Below are 16339 nucleotides of genomic sequence, written 5' to 3'. Positions count from 1 at the left end.
CAGATTCCTTTGTTTATTGAAGGAATGACTATAGAGGAACTTATTAAACAATTAGTTAAATTAGGTTATCAAAGAAATGATACATATGAAGAAAAGTTTGGTATAGCTTCTCTAAAGAAAAAATATCCTAGAAACTTATCAGGTGGTGAAAAGACAAGAGTCGCTATCTATTTAGCTATTATGAGTCAACCAGAAATATTGATACTTGATGAGCCTACAGCTGCTTTGGATGCATCCTATGCGATAGAAATGATTAAGTATCTAAAAGAATATGCTGAAGAGGGACATTATGTGATTGTGGCAACTCATGATCAAAGGATGATTGAAGAAGCAGACGTACTCTATAAGGTTGATCAAACACTTATTCTAGAAAAAGAGAATCAAAGGGAAACATCTCTTATATCACAGATACCACATAATCATAAATTATTTAATCTACGTTTTTCTCATCGTACGTTTAGAATAGTAATGAATATACTTGTTGCTTTCACAATGATTATATGTGCATATAGCTATAATGTTTATGGACATTATAATGCATCTTATGAACAAAAAATCAATACGATTGCTTCGAGAGATTTAACTGTATATAAGGAAAAGATGAGTAATGACTATTATTCATATAATGGTTCAGAATTTCCTATGACACAATCAGATTATAAAAAGATTAAATCTGTAAAGAATATTGAGAGTGTTAAATGGCGTTATGAAAAAGAATACGATGATGTTATGATACTTGGATTAGATACTGAAACTCAATTGAAATATCAAGAAGCAAAACTTACAGGAAAGAAATGTAATCAAACAATAAATCTAGTGAGTATGCAGGTATATGATAATGAAGATGATTATACAAATTTAACTGTAAAGCATAATGATAATAAAGGTGTATATATAAGTAATCAGTTATTATCTAATCAGAATATTTCAGTTGATTCAATCAATATGGATGATCTTAAATTAAAGTTCTATTTACCTATTCCTATGTATGATGCATCAGGTATTACACAGACAGGTATTGATTTAGAAGGTAGTGACTATGTGGATGTTAATACTGTCCTTGTGGATCTCGTAGAGGTAGAATTACCTGTAAGAGGTATACTAAAAGAAGGAACAGAAATAAGTTCAAATTCATATAATGGTACTGGCAGTATCTATGTCCCACGAAGTGTTGTAAATCAATATAGAAAGACATATCATGCAACACAATCAAAAGTATTATATGGTGTGCCTGGTGAAGAAGGAATGGATTATACATATTATGAAGGATCATTACCTTCTACTTATACAATGAGTGATGTGGATCAGGTCGTTGTAGAAACACCTTGGAAACCAGGTGCTTATACTGTAAGAGTAGATAGTTTGAAGAATATTGATCAAGTCACAAAACAACTAGAAAAACTAGGTTTTAATGTAGAAGGTGCTTTTGTAGATAATAGTGCAATCAATAAGATTCTTTCCAACAATAAAAAAGTATTAATACAATTCATGATTATAGTATTTATATTGTTGTATGGATTCTATTTCTATCTCAAGTATCTGATTCTTAAAGAGGAAAAACAGACAAGAGATTTTCTCTATAACTTAGGTTTTACTACTAAGAGAATAAATAACAGTTTTAATCTTACCTATATCAAGAATTCTCTTATGTTAGCTGTTTTGGGAGTAGTATTACTAGAAGTCTTTATAGAGTTTGTTATAAGGATACATATATATAGTTTGATTATACCTGTAACTAAAATGCTGATATTATTATTCTTTATGGCAGCATTCATCATAGAATTCTTTATTCCTACACTTATTCAAATGATTATGAAAAAATCAAAAGGGACTGTAATGAATAGGTAGTATTTATTACTATCTTGAGCGTTACAGCTCTTTTTTTCTTGCCCTTAAACCTTACTTTAGGGTTAAAATGAATGTAGGGAGGATATGTATATGAAGAAATTAGGATTTGGTTTAATGCGTCTACCATTACTAGATCAAAATGATGCAGGCAGCATTGATATTGAAGAAACTAAAAGAATGGTGGATACATTTCTAGAAAAAGGATTTACTTATTTTGATACAGCCTGGATGTATTGTGCCTTTAAGAGTGAGGAAGCGACTAAGACAGCTTTAGTAGAAAGACATCCAAGAGATTCTTTTACACTAGCTGATAAGCTTCATGCAGGCTTTATTGAAACAAAAGAAGATAGGGATAGAATCTTTAATGAACAGTTAAGAAAAACAGGTGCAGAATACTTTGATTATTATCTCTTACATGATGTAGGAACAGATCATTATAAGAAATATACAGAGTTAGACTGTTTCACATGGTTGAAAGATAAGAAAGAAAAAGGATTAGTAAAACATATTGGTTTCTCTTTCCATGACAATGCAGATTTATTAGAGCGTGTCTTATCTGAACATCCAGAAGTAGAATTTGTACAGCTTCAGTTGAATTATCTAGATTGGGAAAGTGAAGGCGTACAGTCTCGTAAATGTTATGAAACGGCAGTAAGACATCATGTTCCTGTATTTGTAATGGAACCAGTGAAGGGTGGTACTCTCGCAAATGTACCTGATGAAGTAGAAGAAACATTCAAATCTTATCATCCAGATATGTCTATTCCATCTTGGGCGATTCGTTTTGCGGCAAGTTTAGATAATGTCCAGGTTGTCTTATCTGGTATGAGTAATATGGAACAGCTATTAGATAATACAGGTTATATGGAAGACTTTAAGCCTTTAAATGAGGAAGAACAGACACTGATTAAGAAGGCTGTTGATATTATTAATAGTAGTATTGAAATTCCTTGTACTGGCTGTTCTTATTGTACAGAAGGATGTCCAATGCATATTGCGATTCCTAAATACTTCTCACTCTATAATGCTGATAAACAGGAAGTAGCGACTAAATCATGGAGACCTCAAGGAGAATACTATACACGTTTGACACATACATTTGGTAAAGCAAGTGAATGTATTGGATGTGGGCAGTGTGAAGCGGCATGTCCACAGCATCTTCCAATTATTGAGAACTTGCAAAAAGTCGCAGAATACTTTGAAAAATAACTTTTTCTTAAACATCATGGTAAAATAGTATCATGATGTTTTTATATAGGAGGAAAGTATGAAGACACTCTATGTAACAGATCTAGATGGGACATTACTTGAACCTGATAAATCAATTAAACCAGAAAATCTAAAACTCATTAATCAGCTCATAGATGAAGATGTAAACATTACCTATGCGACTGCACGTTCTCTTATTACCGCAAAACAGGTCATAGGTGATATTCACTTTAAGCTTCCAGTCATTGTCCAGAATGGGACATTTATATTATCACCTAAAGGAGATATGATCCTAGGAAACTATTTAGGAGATTCTATATTAGATACTGTAAAGGATTATGATATCTCACCTATTGTATATTCTCAAATAGGAAAGAAGACTTACTTCTCTTATGTTAAGGATAAGATGAGTGCAGGAGTAAAAGCTTTTGTGGATGATCATTTAGATGATCCTAGAAATCATCCTGTGAATACTTATGAAGATCTCTATGAGGGGGATATCTTCTATTTATTATTGATTGATGATTATGATAAATTAAAGCCTCTCTATGATTTGTTTAAGGAAGACTATTATGCTGTTTTTGATCAAGAAATGTATTCTCATGACTGGTGGTTAGAAATCATGTCACCTGATGCTTCTAAGGCCAATGCAATTAAATATTTAAAACAGAAGCTACAATGTGATGAAGTGGTTGTTTTTGGTGATGGAAAGAATGATATCGAAATGTTTGAAGAGGCAGACTATAGCTGTGCTGTAGAGAATGCTGCTCCTGAACTCATCAAATGCGCGGATGAAGTCATTCATATAAGTGTGCCTCAGTATATAAATCAAAGAGAAAACTAAAGTGTTTCTTGAATACCCATAATCAACAGGCAACGCTTTTAGAAAAGTGTGAAGCAGAAATAGTCAGGATTATACTATCTGCCCATAACTGACAGGAAATGATCTCTGTAAGTATTCCTTGATATGGTTAAATCTATACTCTTGTTCATTTAGGAATAAGAGCATCTCTTTTTTAGTTATTTAATGATATATCTCAGTAATACTATTTTTAACATTGCAGATTATTATGTTTGATCAGTGTAGTTGGTGGTTCTTTTCTTCAGGGCTTATCTTCTCGTTCTTTACTTGTATTTCTGTATCTAATGCATTAAAGCTTTTCTCACTATCAGTATTAAGTAATGCATCATGTGTCAGGTATACAAGAAGTTACTAAGTTGTGAGTATAGACAAATTTCTTATACTTGTTAGATATTCACATATTGTATTGCGATTAGCAATACAATATGACATAATTTGTAATAGGAAGGATGGTGCTAATTATGGCAACAAAAAGTGCAAATGTAACGGCTCGTGTACAGCCTGAAATTAAGCGACAGGCGGAGGCAGTATTAGAAAAGATAGGATTACCTGTTTCAGTTTTAATTGATACTTTATACAGACAAATCATTATGACAGGCGGTGTTCCATATTCACTAACAGTTCCGAACTTGCCTACAAGGGACAATATGACGGACGCAGAGTTTAATGCAATGATGGAAAAAGGGTATCATCAGGCAATGACAGGAGAAGGAATTTCTGCTGATGAGGCTTTTGAAAAAATTCGTAAGGGTATGTAAGTATGCGATATGAAGTGAAGCTGACCTCACAGGCAATTGTGCAAATTGAAGCAATCGTGCAGTATATTTCCAAAGTGCTGTCTGTACCGGAAACGGCACGCAAATGGGCAGACGCTCTGCAAAGTGAAATTGCAAAGTTGGATTCTATGCCGTCACGCTACCCTCTTACAGAGGAAGAACCGTGGCATACAAATGGAATCCACAAAATGCCATTTAAGAATTTTCTTGTATATTATCTGATTGACGAGGACAAGAAGTCAGTATGGATAACAGCAGTTATTTATGGTCGTAGAGACCAGATTGCAACTTTGGTGGATGTGTCGCTAAACGATATAGAATGAGTGGTGCTTATGAAGTTTGATTTTTACTAACATGAGGTTTGTGGGTCTTTTAAAAAAATGTTTTTTTAATTTTTTTAAAGTCTAAAAAATGGCTTAAATATCGCAAAAAGTGAAGATATGTATTGTATTTTTTAAACTGTAAGCACCTTTGTAACATTGACTAATGTAAGCGTTTATGATAAAATTTTCACCAGATGAAAAAGAACTCATCAAAGGTATTGTATAGGAGGAATATAATATGAGATTTACATTACCAAGAGATTTATATCATGGCAAAGGTGCCTTAGAAAACCTTAAGAACTTAGAAGGTAAGAAAGCTATTGTCTGTGTAGGTGGCGGAAGCATGAAGAGAAATGGCTTTCTAGATAAAGCTGTTAAATATCTTGAAGAAGCTGGCATGGAAGTTAAATTATATGAAGGTATCGAACCAGATCCATCAGTAACTACAGTTATGAAAGGTGCTGCAGTTATGGAAGAATTCAAGCCTGACTGGATTGTAGCTATGGGTGGAGGTTCACCTATCGATGCTGCAAAAGCTATGTGGATTAAGTATGAATATCCAGAAATCACATTCGAAGAAATGTGTAAAGTATTTGGTATTCCAAAGTTAAGAAAGAAAGCGCATTTCTGTGCAATCCCATCTACAAGTGGTACTGCAACTGAAGTTACAGCTTTCTCAATCATTACTGATTATGATAAAGGTATTAAATATCCAATCGCTGACTTTGAAATCACTCCAGATGTTGCTATCGTAGATCCTGACTTAGCTGAAACTATGCCAGTTAAATTAGTTGCTCATACAGGTATGGATGCTATGACTCATGCAATTGAAGCATATGTATCTACTGCAAACTGTAACTACACTGATCCACTTGCTATTCATGCAATTGAAATGATCCAGGCTAACTTAGTTAAATCATATAATGGTGATATGAGCTGCAGAGATGATATGCATGATGCACAGTGCTTAGCAGGTATGGCATTCTCTAACGCATTATTAGGTATCGTACATTCAATGGCTCATAAGACTGGTGCTGCTTTCGTAGACCAGGGTGGACATATTATCCATGGTGCAGCTAATGCTATGTACTTACCAAAGGTTATTGCTTATAATGCTAAAGATGAAACAGCTAAGAAACGTTATGGTGTAATTGCTGATTACATGCACTTAGGTGGAGAAAATGATGATGAAAAGGTTGCATTATTAATTAAATACTTAAGAGGTATGAATGATGCATTAAATATCCCACATAGTATCAACCACTATGGTGCTGATGGTTTACCAGCTGAAGTTGGATTTGTACCTGAAGATGTATTCTTAGAAAGATTACCAGAAATCGCTAAGAACGCTATTGCTGATGCATGTACAGGTTCTAATCCACGTATTCCAACTCAGGAAGAAATGGAAAACTTATTAAAGGCTTGCTACTACGATACAGAAGTTGATTTCTAATGTGTAGAGATAAGAACGGTCTTACAGAAGAAGAATTTTTAAAAAGCTATAATCCTGATAAATATCCTAAACCTTCTCTGACAGCTGATATTTGTATCTTTGCTCATTCTGATGTGACAGAGATTCTATTGGTTAAACGTGGTGGACATCCTTATATAGGTAAATGGGCACTGCCTGGAGGCTTCGCTAATAAGAATGAACCGATTGAAAAGACGGCTTCAAGAGAACTTAAAGAAGAGACAGGTATAGAAGATGTGTCTATGAAGCTTGTAGGTGTTTATAGTCAGCCGGGAAGAGATCCTCGTGGATGGGTTGTATCTACCGCATTTTATGCAGATGTAGATAAGAAGAGTATTCATCCAGAAGCTGGTGATGATGCTAAAGAAGCAAAATGGTTCACTATTGTCGATGAAACACATTTAAGATGTGGTGATATCAATATAGGTATGAATGATCTTGCTTTTGATCATGGTGATATTATTCATGATGCTATAGATAAGGGTCTGTAGAAATACAGATCCTTTTTTTTGCACATTGATATAGTTTAAAACTATGCTACCCTATTTTATAAAACTATAATCCTACTAAAATAGTAGATATTATCGTGTTTTGTGTTGACGCACTAAATTTGTGGTGCTAAGATGATAACACATCAAGAAAAGACAGTGAAAAGAAGAGTACTGTAATGAAACTTATACAGAGAGTTCCGTTAGCTGAGAAGGAATGAAGGGAAGTTATAGGAAGATGGTCTTGGAGTTGCATGGCTGAAATGTAAGTCATGACGGGAGCGCCCGTTACAGCGATAGAGTATGCATGTACTCGAAGAGGTTATTAAGGTGACTTAATAATGAATTTAGGTGGTAACACGAAACGATACGTTCTCGTCCTATTATATGGATGAGAACGTTTTTTATTTAAGGGAAGGAGTGAAAACATGATCCACTTAGAACATGTTACAAAGACTTTTAAGACTAAAGATGGCGATGTCCATGCTGTCAAGGATGTCAGTCTGAATATTGAAGAAGGTGAAATCTACGGTATTATTGGTTTCTCAGGGGCTGGTAAATCTACATTAGTAAGATGTATCAACTTATTAGAAAAACCTGATAGTGGTGCTGTTGTATTTGGGGATAAAGATTTATTAAAACTATCCGATGCAGATTTAAGAAAAGAAAGAGAAAAGATTGGAATGATCTTCCAGCACTTTAATCTTTACAACAGTCGTACTATTTACGACAATATCGCTTTTCCATTAAAACATCTAGGCTGGAGTAAAGATAAGATTCAAAAGAGAGTCTTAGAATTACTCGAACTTATCGATTTGGTAGAAAGAAAAGATTCTTATCCAAGTCAGTTATCTGGAGGACAGAAACAAAGAGTCGCAATCGCAAGAGCGCTTGCCAACAATCCTAAAGTACTTCTATGTGATGAAGCCACAAGTGCTTTAGACCCTCAGACAACACAAAGTATTCTTCAGCTTATTAAGAAAGTAAATAAAGAACTTGGCTTAACAGTTGTTTTAATTACTCATGAAATGGCTGTAGTCAAGGAAGTATGTGATAAGGTAGCAGTCATGGAAGATGGCCGTGTGGTAGAACAGGGCAGTATTGTTGATATCTTCTCTAATCCACAGCATCAGATTACTAAGAACTTTATCGCTACTACAAATAATCTTAATAAGATTGATGAATTGATCAAAGACAATCATCGTATTACACAGTTAAATGAAAACCAGCAGATGGTAAAATTACAGTATCAGAGTTCTAATACAGATATCGCATTAATTTCAGTATTATCAAGAGATTACGGTGTTGATTGTTCTATTATCTTTGGGAATGTAGAAATTATCCAGGGACAGCCAATTGGTACACTTATTACAATCTTTACAGGTGTTGATGCAGATATCAAGAAAGCATTAGAATTCACAAAACAACAGGGAGTTAAAGTGGAGGTGATTAAACGTGGTAACTAAGCTATTTCCAAACGTTATAGAGTTTGCTTCAGATTTCCCACAAGCTATTATTGATACATTATTAATGTTGGTAATCAGTGGTTTAATCTCAGTGGTTATTGGAATCTTCTTAGCAGTTATTGTAGTAGTCACTAGAAAAGATGGTTTAAAAGAAAATCAACCCGTTTTCTGGATCTTAGATAAGATTATTAACTTATTTAGATCTATCCCATTCATTATCTTGATTCCTACTGTTGCAGTACTCTCTCGTGCCTTATTTGGTACAACTATTGGTATCGAAGGTGCACTTGTTCCTCTAGTTATAGGAACAGCACCATTTGTCGCAAGACAGATGGAATCAGCTATTATGGAAATTGATCCAGGAATCATTGAAGCAAGTATTGCGATGGGACTCAGTACAAAAGAAATTATCTTTGATGTTTATTTAAGAGAAAACATTCCAGGGATGATCAGAGGTCTTACAATTTCATTTATTGCGTTAGTTGGACAGATCGCGATTGTTGGTTCTGTTGGCGCAGGCGGACTTGGTGATATGGCAATCAGATATGGTCTACAGAGATCAATGGGAGATATCACATTCGTCGTTATTATCTTAATTCTTATTTTAATTTCAATTGTTCAGGCAATTGGTGACAAACTCGTAGAAAAAACAACACACTAAAATATTGGAGGAGAATATTATGAACAAAAACATTTTAAAAGTATTTACAGCAGGTCTTTTAGCTTTCTCATTAGCAGGATGTGGAAGTAAGTCAGATTCTAAAACTATTACAGTTGGTGCAACAACTTCACCTCATGCTATTATCTTAAAGCATGTCCAGCCAGAATTTGAAAAAGCAGGATATAAATTAAAAATTAAGGAATTCTCAGATTATCCTAACATCAACCCATCTACTTCAGATGATTCATTAGATGCAAACTTCTTCCAGCATCAGCCATACTTAACTTCTTACAACAAAGACAAAGGTTATAAGAAGGGTGATGATGGATATCTAGTATCAGTTGGTGCAATCCACTTTGAACCTTTAGGATTATATTCAACAAAATATAAAGCAGTATCTGATATTAAAGATGGTTCTAAGATTGCAATTCCTAATGATGCAACAAATGAAGCAAGAGCTTTATTATTACTTGCAGATAATGGTGTTCTTACATTAAAGAAAGATGCAGGTGTAACTGCAACTAAGAAGGATGTATTATCTTACAACAAAAAAGTAGAATTAGTAGAAGTAGATGCTGCACAGGTAGCTTCTAAATTACCTGATGTTGATTTCGGTATTATTAATGGTAACTATGCATTAGATGCAAAAGTAACTGATAAGATCATCACTTCTGAAGATTCAAATTCTGAAGCAGCAAAGACTTACCAGAACATCATCGCTGTAAAAGAATCAAATAAAGACAATAAAGCAGTTAAGAAATTAGTTGAAATCTTAAAGAGCGATAGCACTAAGAAATGGATTGAAAAGAAATTCGGAGTATCTGTAAAACCTGCAGAATAATGAATTGAGGCGGTCAATTGACCGCTTTTTATTTATCTAGAAGAGTATTTCTTATATAATAGTTCTATAAGGAGGTCAATCTTTATGGAATTTGATCAGTTATTAAAGGAAAGATATTCTGTTAGAAAGTTTTCTAATCAGAAGGTAGAAAAAGAAAAAATAGATAAAATATTAGAAGCTGCAAGAATAGCACCTACAGCTGTAAACTATCAGCCACAAAGAATTCTTGTAATAGAAGATCCAGATAATCTTGCAAAACTAAAGGAATGTACTAGATATCATTTCCATGCGCCTCTTGCGATGATCTTATGTTATGACAAGACTGTATCATGGAAAGATATGTATAATAGAGAATGTGGTGAAGTAGATGTGTCTATTGTTGCTACATATATGATGCTTAAACTCTTTGATTTAGGATTAGGGTCTACTTATGTAGGTTCTTTTGATTATAAGGAGTTAATCAAACAGTTTAATATTCCTGAAAATTATGTACCAGTGATGATCTTACCTATTGGTTATCCAAGAGAGGATTGTGTACCTGGACCAATGCATGATAAGAGAAAACCAATCAATGCGATTGCATCTTATGAGGAATATACAGAGGGGGAATAATAATGGAGTTATTAATAAAACAATTAGAAGAGCTTATTTCACCAAACGAATGGTTTGTGACTAACTTGTCTAATGCAAGTGCGTTACTCATGGATGCGATTGATGATTTAAGCTGGGTAGGATTTTATATGATGAGAGCAGGGGAACTTGTCTTAGGTCCTTTCCAGGGTAAAGTAGCATGTACACATATTAAAGTAGGTAAAGGAGCCTGCGGTGTATGTGTGCAGGGAGATCAGACAATTCTTATTGAAGATGTGACTACATTCCCTGGCTATATTGCCTGTGATGCAGAAGCGAAGTCTGAAATTGTAGTCCCTTTACATGATGAAGAAGGTAAAGTGATTGCGGTATTGGATGTTGATTCTAATAGTTTAGGTCGTTTTGGAGACAAGGAACAGGAGTTATTTGAAGCTCTTGGAAAAGTATTGGAGAAATCATTATGGAGCGAAAAAGCAGACGTTTAAGTTATATTTTGAGACATCATCCAGAAAGTATAGGTATTAAACTTGATGAACATGCTTATGGTGATGTGCAAAAGATATTAGAAGCGTTAAATATCACAATAGAAGACTTAGATATGATTGTGAGAGAAGATGAAAAACAGCGTTATTCATATAATGGTGATCATACAAGAATACGTGCGAATCAAGGACATTCTATTCCTGTGAATGTAGATTTAAAAGAAGTACAACCACCTGATATTCTTTATCATGGTACAGCGACTCGTTTCGTACCTTCTATTCTAGAAGAAGGTATATTAAGTCGGACACGTATATATGTTCACTTATCTCAAGATATAGAAACCGCAATGACGGTTGGTTCAAGACACGGGAAACCATATGTCTTTACTATTGATACTAAACAGATGTATGAAGATGGATACAAGTTCTATCTCTCAGAAAACAATATCTATCTTACAAAGATTATACCTACAAAATACTTATAGGCTTCCACTTAAGGAAGCTTTTTTGTGCTATACTTGTTGAGAGAATATAAAGGAGGGGTTTTTATGACTCTAGATGAGTTAAAGATTGGGGAAAGTGCTACAGTGACTTATGTAGGGGGCTCTGGGTCATTAAGACAACATTTCCTAGATATGGGTTTAATACCAGGTTCTGTTGTAACATTGGAAAAATTCGCCCCTATGGGTGATCCAATGGAATTACGTATTCATGGCTATGAGCTAACATTACGTTTAGATGATGCAAAAAAGATTGGAATAGGTATGACAACTAAAGGTGTAGAAGATCATACACCTATTCCACCTATTCAACACCATATTCACCCAGGACTCGGTGAAGGTGGTAAATATCATGATAAAGAGACTGAAAACCCTTTATCAGAAGGAACACAGATTACCTTTGCGTTAGCAGGTAACCAGAACTGTGGTAAAACTACATTATTTAATCAATTAACAGGTTCTAATCAACATGTAGGGAACTTCCCTGGTGTGACTGTTGATAGAAAGAGCGGGTCTATTAAAGGACATCCAGAAACACTTGTAACTGATTTACCAGGTATTTATTCTTTATCTCCTTATACAAGTGAAGAATTAGTATCTAGACAGTATATCTTAGATGAAAAACCTAAAGGAATCATCAACATCGTAGATGCAACAAATATAGAAAGAAACCTATATCTCACTATGCAGTTAATGGAACTTGATGTACCAATGGTTCTAGCACTGAATATGATGGATGAAGTAAGAGGTAATGGTGGTTATGTTCATCTAAATAAGATGGAAGAACTGTTGGGTATCCCAGTTGTTCCTATTTCAGCTGCTAAGAATGAAGGTATTGATGAATTAGTGAATCATGCTATCCATGTAGCGAAATATCAAGAAGCACCTTTAAGACAGGACTTTTGTGATGAAAATGATGAAGGTGGAGCAGTGCATAGATGCTTACATGCCATCATGCATTTAATTGAAGACCATGCAAAGAGAGCTGGTATTCCATTACGTTTTGCAGCTAATAAATTAGTAGAAGGTGATGCAAGAGTAGAAGCAGCCTTAGACCTTGATACAAATGAAAAAGAAATGATTGAACATATCATTTCACAGATGGAAGAAGAAAGAGGATTAGACCGTACTGCCGCTATTGCGGATATGCGTTTTACCTTTATTAATAAATTAGTTAAAGAAACAGTGGTTAAACCACATGAAAGTAAAGAAAGAGAAAGAAGTCGTAAGATTGATGAAGTCTTAACAGGTAAGTATACAGGTGTTCCAGCTTTCATCATTATTATGGGACTAGTATTCTTTTTAACATTTAATGTATTTGGTGCCTGGGGACAGTCACTTATAGAAATAGGTGTTGATGCTTTGACTCAAGTTGTAGATAAAGGACTCACTACTTGGGATATTAACCCAGTCCTTCATTCATTAGTCATTGATGGTGTATTCCAGGGTGTTGGTTCTATTATTAGTTTCTTACCTATTATTGTTATTTTATTCTTCTTCTTATCATTATTAGAAGATACAGGATATATGGCTCGTGTCGCTTTTGTAAGTGATAAACTACTCAGAAAGATCGGTTTATCAGGAAGAAGTATTGTGCCAATGTTGATTGGATTTGGATGTTCTGTACCAAGTGTTATGGCCAGCCGTACACTCCCTTCAGAACGTGACCGTAAGATGACAATCATGTTGACACCATTTATGAGCTGTACTGCAAAGCTTCCAATCTATGCATTCTTTTCAGCTGCATTTTTCCCAAAACAAGCTGGATTGGTTATGGTTGGATTATATATCTTTGGTATTGTGATGGGTATTATTACAGCCCTCATTTCTAAGCGTTTTTTATTCAAAGGTGAGGCTGTTCCGTTTGTGATGGAACTCCCTAACTATCGTATGCCTAGCGCAAAAACTACTTTCCAGTTATTATGGGAAAAAGCCAAGGATTTCTTACAAAGAGCGTTTGGTATTATCTTTATCGCTTCTATTGTCATTTGGTTCTTACAGAGCTTTAACTTAAGATTAGATTTAGTCTCTAATTCACAGGATAGTATTCTTGCAATGGTGGCAGGATTTATTGCGCCAATCTTCAAACCTTTAGGTTTTGGTGATTGGAGAATTTCTACATCACTTATTGCAGGATTTATGGCAAAAGAGAGTGTTGTTTCTACACTTTCAGTATTATTTAAAGGAACAGAATCTTTAATGACAATACTTACACCTCTAGGTGCATTATCACTCTTAATATTCTGTTTATTATATACACCTTGCGTGGCAGCTATCGCTTCTATTAGAAGAGAACTAGGCGCTACATGGGCTGTGAAGATAGTCATCTTCCAGTGTGTTATTGCCTGGATTTGTGCCTTTATCGTACATACTATTGGATTACTCTTTATATAATTATTTTTCTCAAAATAGTTGTAATGTTTGATACATTTATTGTGATTAATTATAATAAAAGTATTGAAGGAGGTGTTCGTCATGAAATTATCTAAAATCATACTTTATTCAGATGCGAAAGGACGTGGAGTAAAACCTGATGCTTGCGTAGAAGTCAGTCAGCGTTTAACAATCATGCGTGATGGACACATCTGGTTTACTGGATATGATTATGGAGATGGATTTAACTCTAGAAGAATCATTAGACGTAAAAGAGTGAATATAGGTCAGGAAAAAGCAGAAACACTCTTAGAACTATTAAGAGAATTCTTTCTTGAAACATCTAATCATCCATCATCTACAAATCGTGACTGGTGGCGTATTCAGTTAATTGATGAAGATGGACATGAATACAACTATAATGTATCTGTCGTAGGAGATGTTATTCTCAAAGAAATTGATATGACACAATATATGAGGAATATTATTCCTATAGAAGATATGTACTTATTTGGGAAAAAGGATTCACATAATTTGACATAATCGAATTATAATCTTAACACAATCATTAAGTATTATATATATCGTAGTCAAGCAATCCCTTCCCTTCGTTAGACTACAAAGTACAAATGTAAGTATAGAGAAAGAAGATAAGTGTTCCCCATGCTTATCTTTTTTCTTTATCATATAGTTGTGTTTACTAACTAATTTATGTAGTATGAAGTATAGGAGGTATTTTATATGGTTTTAATTATACCCTTTATTGGAACAACATTAGGTGCAGCTTGTGTGTTCTTTATGAAAAAAGAATTAGGTATGAATATACAAAAAGCACTTACTGGATTTGCAGCAGGTGTAATGGTTGCTGCCTCTATTTGGAGTTTAATTATTCCTTCACTTGAGCAGGCATCTACCTTTATTCCTACCCTTATTGGATTTTGGTTTGGTATTCTATTCTTACTACTACTTGATCATTTGATTCCTCATATGCATTTAGACCATAGTCAGGAAGGACCACGTAGTCACTTATCTCAAACAATCAAGCTTGTATTTGCAGTAACGATTCACAACATTCCTGAAGGAATGGCAGTCGGTATTGTTTATGCCTCTTACTTATCAGGAAATCCTACAATTACGGCCATGGGGGCACTCGCATTATCACTAGGTATCGCAATACAGAATTTTCCTGAAGGTGCTATTGTATCCATGCCTTTAAGAAGTACAGGTGTGTCTCGATTGAAGTCATTTATGTATGGCACATTATCGGGTATTGTAGAACCTATCGGAGGTCTTATTACAATCTTACTTGCGCGTTATATTATTTCGGTGATGCCTTATCTACTTAGTTTTGCAGCAGGTGCGATGATGTATGTGGTAGTAGAAGAATTAATCCCTGAGATGAGTCAGGGAGAACATTCACACCTAGGTGTCTTGTTTTTCTCAGTAGGTTTTACTTTGATGATGGTTCTAGATGTGGCATTAGGTTAATTCGTAGTATTCATCTTTACTATTATTTGAATTATGCATAAGATAGAGACAAGAGGTGAAATAAATGCGAAAGATACTCATAGTTTTATTGATATCTTTGTTTTTTATAAGCCCAGTTTATGCAGATAATCATGTAGTCAATGTAAGTTATGATGGTGAAGTAACAACGGCTTCTGGAACAGCACCATCACTTCCACTCAAGGCAAGGATTACTTTCTATGATGGGAGTGAGAAGGATTATAATATCGACTGGAATACATATGATGAAAGCTTATATAAGACAAGAAATGCAAGTCAATTTACTGTCACAGGTTCTATTTCAGACTTGCAGCTTACTACAAATTGTATAGTGAATGTAGAAGCAGCTAAAATAACGCATATCGATGAATTGTCTAATAAGACAGTGATTATAGGAAGTGCACTTTCTTTGCCTGCAACAGCTTCTGTGACTTGGTCTAATGGAGATCATACAAATGAAGTGATTAAATGGGATAACTATGATGGAAATGCATTGAAGTATGTGCATACTTTTTCATTAAAGGGCTATGTGTATAACAGTACAATTATACAGACGGTTCATGTGAAGGATGCATCTGTTACAAGTGTGAGTGTTCCTGCAGTTGTTTCTACTACAGCGGGTGTAGAAGCAGAATTACCACAATATGCGACAGTTAGATATTCCAATAAAACAAGTAAGAAAGTAAAAATCATCTGGGATAATCAAGTTTTTAATGAACCAGGTAAATATACAGTTTATGGGAAACTGTCTCATTCTACACATAAGGTATCTATTCGTGTAGAAGTAAAGAAAAATGAAGACAATACACAAACACCAGAACAGAAACAACCTGTAAAAAAGACAAAGAAAAAGAAGAAGGTTCAAAAAGAAGAGAAGTCATCGTTCTCTTATGTGATGGCTTTAGCTGTATTTATGGCTTTTGTATTTGGGTTTATTACATT

Annotated in this window: 17 protein-coding genes and 1 other annotated feature; all 17 genes read left to right on the top strand. The window is 34.5% G+C overall.

Going from position 1 to position 16339, the window contains the following annotated elements; all coding sequences use genetic code 11:
* The coding region (locus B2S90_RS04360; protein WP_286696585.1) for an ATP-binding cassette domain-containing protein at positions 1–1848 on the top strand (1848 nt) is incomplete at its 5' end.
* Between the two features lie 90 nt (positions 1849–1938).
* Positions 1939–3057: an aldo/keto reductase gene (locus tag B2S90_RS04355; protein WP_022425492.1), complete on the top strand. Its 1119-nt coding sequence runs from the start codon at positions 1939–1941 to the stop codon at positions 3055–3057.
* Positions 3058–3115: 58 nt separating this feature from the next.
* Positions 3116–3901 (top strand): HAD family hydrolase, encoded by a 786-nt coding sequence (locus B2S90_RS04350; protein WP_279079518.1) that lies wholly within the window; start codon positions 3116–3118, stop codon positions 3899–3901.
* Between the two features lie 479 nt (positions 3902–4380).
* On the top strand, positions 4381–4677 hold the full coding sequence (locus tag B2S90_RS04345) for a type II toxin-antitoxin system RelB/DinJ family antitoxin (protein WP_055233471.1): 297 nt from the start codon (positions 4381–4383) through the stop codon (positions 4675–4677).
* Positions 4678–4679: 2 nt separating this feature from the next.
* Entirely contained in the window at positions 4680–5018 is a 339-nt protein-coding gene (locus B2S90_RS04340) for a type II toxin-antitoxin system RelE/ParE family toxin (protein ID WP_055233472.1), read from the top strand.
* 238 nt (positions 5019–5256) lie between these two features.
* Positions 5257–6471, top strand: coding sequence for an iron-containing alcohol dehydrogenase (locus tag B2S90_RS04335; protein WP_006505546.1), 1215 nt, complete (start codon positions 5257–5259; stop codon positions 6469–6471).
* Positions 6471–6980, top strand: coding sequence for an NUDIX domain-containing protein (locus B2S90_RS04330; protein ID WP_055233474.1), 510 nt, complete (start codon positions 6471–6473; stop codon positions 6978–6980). Before B2S90_RS04335 ends, B2S90_RS04330 begins: the two co-directional genes overlap by 1 nt.
* Before the next feature lie 147 nt (positions 6981–7127).
* Positions 7128–7363 (top strand) — a binding site (T-box leader).
* A gap of 42 nt (positions 7364–7405) precedes the next feature.
* Positions 7406–8443 (top strand): methionine ABC transporter ATP-binding protein, encoded by a 1038-nt coding sequence (locus B2S90_RS04325; RefSeq protein WP_055233475.1) that lies wholly within the window; start codon positions 7406–7408, stop codon positions 8441–8443.
* On the top strand, positions 8433–9104 hold the full coding sequence (locus tag B2S90_RS04320; RefSeq protein WP_055233476.1) for a methionine ABC transporter permease: 672 nt from the start codon (positions 8433–8435) through the stop codon (positions 9102–9104). Before B2S90_RS04325 ends, B2S90_RS04320 begins: the two co-directional genes overlap by 11 nt.
* A 19-nt stretch (positions 9105–9123) precedes the next feature.
* A complete protein-coding gene (locus tag B2S90_RS04315; protein WP_055233477.1) occupies positions 9124–9945 on the top strand; it encodes a MetQ/NlpA family ABC transporter substrate-binding protein in 822 nt (273 codons plus the stop codon).
* Between the two features lie 84 nt (positions 9946–10029).
* Complete coding sequence (locus B2S90_RS04310; protein ID WP_055233478.1) at positions 10030–10557, top strand: nitroreductase family protein; 528 nt, start codon at positions 10030–10032, stop codon at positions 10555–10557.
* Between the two features lie 2 nt (positions 10558–10559).
* Positions 10560–11021 (top strand): GAF domain-containing protein, encoded by a 462-nt coding sequence (locus B2S90_RS04305; protein ID WP_055233479.1) that lies wholly within the window; start codon positions 10560–10562, stop codon positions 11019–11021.
* Complete coding sequence (locus B2S90_RS04300) at positions 10997–11503, top strand: RNA 2'-phosphotransferase (RefSeq protein WP_278779938.1); 507 nt, start codon at positions 10997–10999, stop codon at positions 11501–11503. Before B2S90_RS04305 ends, B2S90_RS04300 begins: the two co-directional genes overlap by 25 nt.
* A 63-nt stretch (positions 11504–11566) precedes the next feature.
* On the top strand, positions 11567–13912 hold the full coding sequence (gene feoB / locus B2S90_RS04295) for a ferrous iron transport protein B (RefSeq protein ID WP_278779940.1): 2346 nt from the start codon (positions 11567–11569) through the stop codon (positions 13910–13912).
* Positions 13913–13993: 81 nt separating this feature from the next.
* Positions 13994–14434, top strand: coding sequence for a hypothetical protein (locus B2S90_RS04290; RefSeq protein ID WP_055233485.1), 441 nt, complete (start codon positions 13994–13996; stop codon positions 14432–14434).
* Positions 14435–14632: 198 nt separating this feature from the next.
* Entirely contained in the window at positions 14633–15379 is a 747-nt protein-coding gene (locus tag B2S90_RS04285; RefSeq protein WP_055233484.1) for a ZIP family metal transporter, read from the top strand.
* A gap of 64 nt (positions 15380–15443) precedes the next feature.
* A partial coding sequence (locus B2S90_RS04280; protein WP_286696584.1) for an Ig-like domain-containing protein occupies positions 15444–16339 on the top strand: 896 nt, incomplete at its 3' end.

It is taken from the genome of Catenibacterium sp. UBA627 (genome assembly GCF_002299355.1).
Taxonomy (GTDB): Bacteria; Bacillota_I; Bacilli_A; order Erysipelotrichales; family Coprobacillaceae; genus Catenibacterium; species Catenibacterium mitsuoka.
Note: the sequence above shows the minus strand (reverse complement) of the source record. Positions and strands in the feature narration are given on the sequence as shown.

Coding starts and splice junctions, on each gene's coding strand:
- B2S90_RS04305 (WP_055233479.1), top strand. CDS start 10,560: ATGGAGTTATTAATAAAACAATTAGAAGAGCTTATTTCACCAAACGAA.
- B2S90_RS04350 (WP_279079518.1), top strand. CDS start 3,116: ATGAAGACACTCTATGTAACAGATCTAGATGGGACATTACTTGAACCT.
- B2S90_RS04325 (WP_055233475.1), top strand. CDS start 7,406: ATGATCCACTTAGAACATGTTACAAAGACTTTTAAGACTAAAGATGGC.
- feoB (WP_278779940.1), top strand. CDS start 11,567: ATGACTCTAGATGAGTTAAAGATTGGGGAAAGTGCTACAGTGACTTAT.
- B2S90_RS04335 (WP_006505546.1), top strand. CDS start 5,257: ATGAGATTTACATTACCAAGAGATTTATATCATGGCAAAGGTGCCTTA.
- B2S90_RS04285 (WP_055233484.1), top strand. CDS start 14,633: ATGGTTTTAATTATACCCTTTATTGGAACAACATTAGGTGCAGCTTGT.
- B2S90_RS04345 (WP_055233471.1), top strand. CDS start 4,381: ATGGCAACAAAAAGTGCAAATGTAACGGCTCGTGTACAGCCTGAAATT.
- B2S90_RS04310 (WP_055233478.1), top strand. CDS start 10,030: ATGGAATTTGATCAGTTATTAAAGGAAAGATATTCTGTTAGAAAGTTT.
- B2S90_RS04315 (WP_055233477.1), top strand. CDS start 9,124: ATGAACAAAAACATTTTAAAAGTATTTACAGCAGGTCTTTTAGCTTTC.
- B2S90_RS04290 (WP_055233485.1), top strand. CDS start 13,994: ATGAAATTATCTAAAATCATACTTTATTCAGATGCGAAAGGACGTGGA.
- B2S90_RS04340 (WP_055233472.1), top strand. CDS start 4,680: ATGCGATATGAAGTGAAGCTGACCTCACAGGCAATTGTGCAAATTGAA.
- B2S90_RS04300 (WP_278779938.1), top strand. CDS start 10,997: ATGGAGCGAAAAAGCAGACGTTTAAGTTATATTTTGAGACATCATCCA.
- B2S90_RS04330 (WP_055233474.1), top strand. CDS start 6,471: ATGTGTAGAGATAAGAACGGTCTTACAGAAGAAGAATTTTTAAAAAGC.
- B2S90_RS04355 (WP_022425492.1), top strand. CDS start 1,939: ATGAAGAAATTAGGATTTGGTTTAATGCGTCTACCATTACTAGATCAA.